The following is a 6,522-nucleotide window of genomic DNA, read 5'->3' as shown; positions in this document are numbered from 1 at the left end:
CGCCAGGATGGCCAGCACCGCCGCCGCCGCGATCGTCGCGCCGACCGCGGCGAGGATCGCCGGTCGACTGACCCTTGTGGACATGCCGCCTCCCCGATGCCGTGGCGTTCCGCAGCATAGTGGGCCGGGGCGAAAACCGGCCGCGTCGACCGACACGCTGTGGCAGGCTGGACAACCGTGTCCGAGCAATGGAACGACCTCGCGGCGACGGTCCGGACCACGATCGACAAGCTGGTCGCGTCGGGCGACGAGGCGGGCGTCCAGGTGGCGGCGTACCTCGACGGGGAGCCGATCATCGACGCCGTCGCCGGGGTCGCCGACGCGCGTTCCGGGCGGCTGCTGACCGCCGACACACCGATCTTCAGTTTCTCGGTCGGCAAGGGCCTGCTCGCCACCGTCGTGCACGTGCTGGCCGAACGGCACCAGCTCGACTACGACCTGCGGATCGCCGACGTGTGGCCGGAGTACGCCCGGCACGGCAAGGGCGCCACGACGCTGCGGCACGCGCTCACCCATGCCGCCGGCGTCCCCGCGCTGCCCGCCGACATCCGGCCGGAGGACTTCGCGGACTGGGACCGGATGTGCGCGATCATCGCGGACGCGAGGCCCGAGTGGGAGCCGGGCACGGCCCACGGCTACCACGCGTGGACGTACGGGTGGCTGGTGGGGGAGACCGTGCGGCGGACCACCGGGCGGCGGGTGTCCGACGTGCTGGCGACCGAGATCGCGGCGCCGCTGGGCGTACCCGGGGAACTGCTCTTCGGGGTGCCCGACGATCAGCTGGACCGGGTCGCGCACCTGGACGAGCGGAACTGGTCCGCGGCGCTTGAGGCGATGGCCGGGCAGTTGCCCCACCTCGACCGGGTGGCGCCGCCGGGCGTGCGGCCCGACGCGGCGATCGGCAACAACCGCGACGTGTTGGGCGCTGACGTGCCGGCGGTCGGCACGGTGACGGCGCGCGCGGCCGCGCGGCTGTTCGCAGCGCTGATCGGGGAGGTCGACGGGGTGCGCCTGCTCCCGCCGGACCGGCTGCGCACCGCCACGGCCCCGGTCACGACCGGGCCCGACTGGGTGTTCGGGCAGCCCGGACACACCGGCCTGGGCTACGACATCGGCGGCGGACGAACCGCTCGAGGCGGGCGCCGCAGTGGGATCTGGTTCGGTGCGTCGGGCAGCGGCGGCAGCCTGGCCTACGGCTTCCCGGAGCTGGGGCTGTCGGTCGCGGCGACGAAGAACCGGATGGCGTTCAGCCCTGCCGACGATCCGATGGAGGACCTGCGCGCGCTCATCCAGGCCGCGGTCACGAAGCGTCGGGGTGCTTCGTGACGTTCTGCAGGTAGAGCTTCTCGCCGAGGGCCTCGATGAGGTTCAGCTGGGTCTCGAGGTAGTCCACGTGGGTCTCCTCGTCGGCCAGGATCGTCTCGAAGATGGTGGCTGAGGTGACGTCACCGATCGAGCGCATGTACTCGATGCCCCGGCGGAGCCGGTCGACGGCCTCGACCTCGATCTTCATATCGCACTCGAACATCTCCTTCACCGTCTCGCCGATGCGCAGCGGGAACAGCTTCTGGTAGTTCGGCAGGCCCTCGAGGAAGAGCACGCGGTCGGTGAGGATCTCCGCGTGGCGCATCTCGTCGATCGACTCGTGCCTGGTGTACGCGGCGAGCGTCGTGTAGCCCAGGTTCTCCTGCATCTTGGCGTGCAGGAAGTACTGGTTGATCGCGGTGAGTTCGGCGGTGAGCTGCTCGTTGAGGAACTCGATGACGCGCGCGTCGCCCTGCATGGCGGTGACCCCCTCGGTAACAGGCGGGGATCAGCCTATGCCCGATTTGGTGCCTATGCGCCAATAGTGGCGAGCGTGTCCGCCGACTCCTCGTCGATCATGTCGCAGATCCGGTCCAGGCACATGCCGCAGTTCGTGCCGGCGCCGCAGGCCTCGCCGACCGACTCCTCGGAGCGTGCGCCACACCGGATCGCGGAGCGGACATCGCACTCCTTGACCCGCTGGCAGATGCAGACGTACATGGCACTCCGGTGGGACGCAACGGTTAGGCAAACCTCAGTAAGGGTCACCTAAAACCGCAGGTCAACGCAAGTCATGTGACAACCGTCACAGTGACTTATCGGACACCGGCTCCGCCGTGGCCGAAAGCGCGCGCAGCCGCGCCAGGGTCGCGATGTCCGCGGCATGCCCGGCGTGACCGGTGGTCGGGGTCTCCACGATCACCGGTACGCCCGCGACGGCCGGGTGCGCGAGCAGCTCCGCGAACGCCGCCTGGCCGATCGTGCCGGCGCCGATCGTCTCGTGCCGGTCGCGGGTCGAGCCGCACGCGTCCTTCGAGTCGTTCGCGTGCACCAGCGCCAGCCGCCCGGCGCCGACCGTCTCCACCAGGGCGTCGAGGGTCTCCGTCATGCCGCCCTCGGCGGCCAGGTCGTGGCCCGCCGCCCAGGCGTGGCAGGTGTCGAAGCAGACGCCGAGCGCCGGGTGGCCGTCCACCGCGTCGAGGTAGTCGGCGAGGTCGGTCACCTTCGACGCGAGCGAGCGCCCCCCGCCGGCGCTCGGCTCCACGAGCAGCCGCGGGCCGTCCTCGGCCGCCGACGTGTCGAGCAGGGGGAGCAGCACGTCGCGCACCTGGCGCAGGGCCGTCGCGGCGTACCCGTCGGTGACCGCGCTGCCCGCGTGGAAAACCACCCCGCGCGCGCCGATCGCCGTGGCGCGGCGCAGCGCGTGGGCGAGCGTCTCCGCCGAGCGGGTCACGGTCTCCTCGGTCGGCGAACCGAGGTTGACCAGCAGCGACGCGTGAATGTACGACGGGATGGCGCGCTCGGTGCAGCCGGCCAGGAACAGCTCGTCCTGCTCCGGGTCGCCGTCGGGCAGCGCCCAGCCGCGCGAGTTGGACACGTAGACCTGCACGGCCCCGGCGCCCGCGCCGTCCACGTACGGCAGGCCCTTGAGGGCCAGACCCCCGCCCACGGAGGCGTGCGCGCCGAGCAGCTTCGCGCGGGCGGGGGTCGCGTCGGTCAGAACAGCCGGCACTGGATCACGACCTGCTGGCCGGCGGACACGGGCTGACCCGCGGCGGGCTGCTGGCCGCGCACGTTGCCGTTCTCCCCGAAGAAGCCCTCCGACTGCACCTGGACCTGCAGTTGCAGCCGTTCGAGCTCGCGCTTGGCGTCGCCGCAGTTCCAGTTGTTGACGTCGGGCATGGGGAAGCCGGGCGGGCCGTTGCTGAGCTTCAGGTTGACCTTCGTGCCCTTCACGGCGCCGGCGCCCTGGGCCGGGTCCTGTTCGAGCACCTCGTCGTGCGGTCGGGTCTCGTTGTCGACGTACTCGACCTTGCCGACCACCAGGCCGGCGCCTTCCAGGATGGCCCGTGCCTCGTTGACGTTCTTGCCGACCACGGTGGGCACGCGCAACGGGAAGTCGCCCTTGCTGACGATCACCTTGAGCGTCGAGCCGGGCGGCAGTTGCGTGCCGGCCGCCGGGTCGGTGCTGATGATGTAGCCCTTGGGCAGGGTGTCGGAGTAGTCGCTGACCTGCTGGACCTTGAAGTGCTCCTTGGCCGTCTCGACGCCCACGCTGGCGAGCTGGCCGGCGATCTCCGGGACCGGGTACAGCTCAGGGCCGAGCGAGAGGAACACCGTGATGTCGCCGCCGCGGGCCAGCCGGTTGCCCGGGGCGGGGTCCTGCTTGAGCACCGTGTCCTTGGGCACCGTGTCGCTGAAGATGCCCTGCCCGAGCTTCATGCCGAAGCCGAGCCGCTTCGCCTCGGCGGCGGCGTTGGTCTGGCTGAGGGTGAGCAGCGAGGGGGCGTCGACGTAGCGGCCGATGGCCAGCCAGTAGCCGCCGATGAGCACGACCACGCCGATCGCGACGAGCGAGGCGAGCAGCTTGCGGCGGTTGTGGTCCGTGGCGGTGAGCCGGCCGACGCGGGCGCGCAGGTCGTCGAGGATCGCCGGGCGGCCGCCGCCCTGGCGGGACCGCTGGGCGCGCGGCACGGTCCGCGCCGCGCCGGCGGCAGCGCCGCCGCCCGGCAACCGGGCCCAGTTGGGGCGCGGGTCGACCGAGGCGATCTCCATGGTGGGCTGCGCGAACACGTGCGTGTGGGTGTTCAGTGTGCCCAGGTCCTCGCGCGCCGAGATGACCTCGGCGAGCATGGCGCCGGCGTCCATCGGGCGCCCGCCCGGGTCGCGCCGGGTGGCTCGGGCCACCAGCTCGTCCACGAGCGGCGGCAGGCCGGCGACCAGCTTGGACGGGGCCGGGACGTCCCGGTCGACGTGCTGCCAGGCGACATCGACGGGCCGCTCGCCGTCATAGGGAACGCGGCCCGTGAGCATCTCGAACAGCACGATGCCGGCGGAGTAGACGTCGGCGCGGGAGTCGACGTGGCCGCCCGTGACCAGCTCGGGCGCCACGTACGCCACCGTGGCCATGAGCTGGCCCTGCTGGTCCTCGGCGGAGGCCTCCACGGCGCGGGCGAGGCCGAAGTCGGCCACCTTGACGACCGCGTCGACCAGGTTGCCCGAGCCGTTCGGCGGCGCGGCGACCAGCACGTTCTCGGGCTTGACGTCGCGGTGCACGAGGCCGGCGCGGTGCGCCGTGGCGATGGCGGCGAGCATCTGCTCGAGCACGGCCAGCGCCTCGGCCGGGCTGAGCCGGCGCCGCTCGGAGAGCAGGTCGCGCAGCGTGCGACCGCGCACGTACTCCATGACCAGATACGGCATGCCGTCGTGGACGCCCTGGTCGTAGACCGCCACCACGTTAGGGTGGGTGAGCCGGGCGATCGTCTTCGCCTCGTCGGCGAAGCGTGCCAGGAAGCGGTTGTCCCGGGCGTACGACGGGTGAATGATCTTGATGGCGACCGTGCGTTCCAGCCGTTCGTCCGTGGCGTGGTACACGGTCGCCATGCCACCACGGGCCACGCGACCGCGAATGCGGTAGCGCCCGTCGAGCAGGGCCCCGTTGAGGGGATCGGCGACCATCGTGTCCATCGTGTGGGCAGTCTAGTGGGGAACCGCCGTGATCAGCTGCAGGCTCTGGGTCGGCAATATCAACCGCTCCCTCGGCGCCGTGGACGAGCTGTCCGGAGCGTGGGCATCCGTCGGGGTCGGGCTGGGCGTCGGGCTCGGGGACGCGGACCCCGACGGCGCCGCTGAGGTGCCGCCCCGCCACGGCGGCCAGGGGTCGTCGTCGCACGTCGGGCAGGAGGATTCCGGCGAACCGGGCGCCGGCGCCGGGACCGGGTTGCGCGGTCGCAGGCTGCTGGTCGCGGACCGCGTCGCCGTGGCTGTCGCGGGCACCGGGCCGACCCGCGCGGTCGCGCTCGACGACGGCGGTGGTGTGGTCGGCGTCGGGGGCGCGAGCGGGCTGGCCGACACCGGGTCGGCGGTCGGCGGCTCGACCGCGCCGGCGGGCGCGGCGGCCGACGGCGGGTCGTGCGGCAGCGACTGCTCCGACGGGTCGTCCGTACGGGTGGCGGCCAGGCTGATCGCGGCGAGGAACGTGCCGACGGCGCCGCTGGTCACCAGCAGGCCGACGCCGACGATCGCGGTCCGGCGCCCGGGCACCCGCTCGAACGCGCCGGTGTCGGCGTCGAGCGCCGGTCGGCCGGGTCGCAGGGCCGGGCCTGGGGCGTGCCGGCCGGGTCGCCGGTTCGCGTGACTGCCCCGGCGGCGGGCGCTGTATGCACTCACGGCGTGCCTTTCCGTGTGGGGTGGGGACATCGCGGCTGAATTTGGCGTCCGAGATAGTGCACGTAGCCCGTTTCATGGCAGGCTGTCAGGGTGAGTGATTCGCAACCCGGCACCCGCCTGCGCGAGACGCCGTCGTCCGTGCAGGACCTGCCCGAGGAACCTTCCGGTTGGCTCGACCTGCCCGACGTGGCGGAGCGGCTCGACGTGCCGATCACCAAGGTGCACCAGATGATCCGCGACGGCGCGCTCATCGCGGTGCGGCGCGAGGGCGTCCTGCGGATTCCGGCGGAGCTGGTGGCTGGGCGCAACGTCCTCAAGCACCTCCCGGGAGTTCTGACCCTGCTGCACGACGCTGGGTACAACGACGCCGAAGCGTTGCGGTGGCTCTACACGCCGGATACCAGCCTTCCGGGCACCCCGGCGGTGGCCCTTTCGGGCGACCGCGCCACCGAGGTCAAGCGCCGCGCGCAGGCCCTCGGCTTCTAGGTCGACGCCAGGCCGCGACGGCCAGGCCGACAGTCACCAGCAGGGCCCCGGGCAGCTTCGTGCGCGCGGCCAGGCCGGCGCCGTTGGGCAGGATGAGGAACGCCAACGCCGTGGCGATGCCCGCGACAGCGTCGCGGGCACGGCCGGGCGCCGTCGAGACGGCCAACAGCGCCAGCGCCGGCAGCGCGTACCAGGGGTAGAAGACCGGCCCGAGCAGCGCCAACGCCGCGAAGGCCAGCCCCGCGCCGCGCACCGCCGCGCGTGCCGTCGCCGTCGCCGACGACCGCCACCACGTGGCGGCGCCGAACCCGGCGAGCGCGACCAGGGCGAGCGCCCGCACGA

At 72.8% G+C, this 6,522-nt stretch carries 7 protein-coding genes and 1 pseudogene; 3 read left to right on the top strand and 5 right to left on the bottom strand.

Translation table 11 applies throughout. The annotated features are described in order from the left end of the window. The first annotated feature begins 177 nt into the window (after positions 1–177). Positions 178–1,326: a serine hydrolase domain-containing protein gene (locus ABD211_RS08680; RefSeq protein WP_344128144.1), complete on the top strand. Its 1,149-nt coding sequence runs from the start codon at positions 178–180 to the stop codon at positions 1,324–1,326. Here ABD211_RS08680 and bfr read toward each other — a convergent pair. The 4 genes from bfr to ABD211_RS08660 all read right to left on the bottom strand — a co-directional run bounded on the left by bfr (position 1,301) and on the right by ABD211_RS08660 (position 4,992). Beyond that, entirely contained in the window at positions 1,301–1,783 is a 483-nt protein-coding gene (gene bfr, locus ABD211_RS08675) for a bacterioferritin (RefSeq protein WP_344128142.1), read from the bottom strand. The genes ABD211_RS08680 and bfr overlap by 26 nt on opposite strands. A gap of 53 nt (positions 1,784–1,836) precedes the next feature. Then, positions 1,837–2,025, bottom strand: a complete 189-nt coding sequence (locus tag ABD211_RS08670) for a (2Fe-2S)-binding protein (RefSeq protein ID WP_344128140.1) — start codon at positions 2,023–2,025, stop codon at positions 1,837–1,839. Between the two features lie 85 nt (positions 2,026–2,110). Next, entirely contained in the window at positions 2,111–2,995 is an 885-nt protein-coding gene (locus tag ABD211_RS08665; RefSeq protein ID WP_425560381.1) for a deoxyribonuclease IV, read from the bottom strand. Positions 2,996–3,021: 26 nt separating this feature from the next. Continuing rightward, positions 3,022–4,992, bottom strand: a complete 1,971-nt coding sequence (locus tag ABD211_RS08660) for a Stk1 family PASTA domain-containing Ser/Thr kinase (RefSeq protein WP_344128136.1) — start codon at positions 4,990–4,992, stop codon at positions 3,022–3,024. A gap of 28 nt (positions 4,993–5,020) precedes the next feature. Here ABD211_RS08660 and ABD211_RS08655 point away from each other — a divergent pair, with 28 nt between their 5' ends. Further along, on the top strand, positions 5,021–5,662 hold the full coding sequence (locus tag ABD211_RS08655; protein ID WP_344128134.1) for a hypothetical protein: 642 nt from the start codon (positions 5,021–5,023) through the stop codon (positions 5,660–5,662). A 149-nt stretch (positions 5,663–5,811) separates the two neighbouring features. Further along, complete coding sequence (locus ABD211_RS08650; protein ID WP_344128145.1) at positions 5,812–6,180, top strand: Rv2175c family DNA-binding protein; 369 nt, start codon at positions 5,812–5,814, stop codon at positions 6,178–6,180. Here the strand turns inward: ABD211_RS08650 and ABD211_RS08645 are convergent. Next, positions 6,149–6,522, bottom strand: a pseudogene (locus ABD211_RS08645) (polyprenol phosphomannose-dependent alpha 1,6 mannosyltransferase MptB); the annotation flags it as partial. The gene ABD211_RS08650 and the pseudogene ABD211_RS08645 overlap by 32 nt on opposite strands.

Source organism: Luedemannella flava (genome assembly GCF_039528515.1).
Classification (GTDB): domain Bacteria; phylum Actinomycetota; class Actinomycetes; order Mycobacteriales; family Micromonosporaceae; genus Luedemannella; species Luedemannella flava.
The sequence above is the reverse complement of the archived record's forward strand: the minus strand, read 5'-3'. Positions and strand labels throughout refer to the sequence as shown.

Coding starts and splice junctions, on each gene's coding strand:
- bfr (WP_344128142.1), bottom strand. CDS start 1,783: ATGCAGGGCGACGCGCGCGTCATCGAGTTCCTCAACGAGCAGCTCACC.
- ABD211_RS08670 (WP_344128140.1), bottom strand. CDS start 2,025: ATGTACGTCTGCATCTGCCAGCGGGTCAAGGAGTGCGATGTCCGCTCC.
- ABD211_RS08660 (WP_344128136.1), bottom strand. CDS start 4,992: ATGGACACGATGGTCGCCGATCCCCTCAACGGGGCCCTGCTCGACGGG.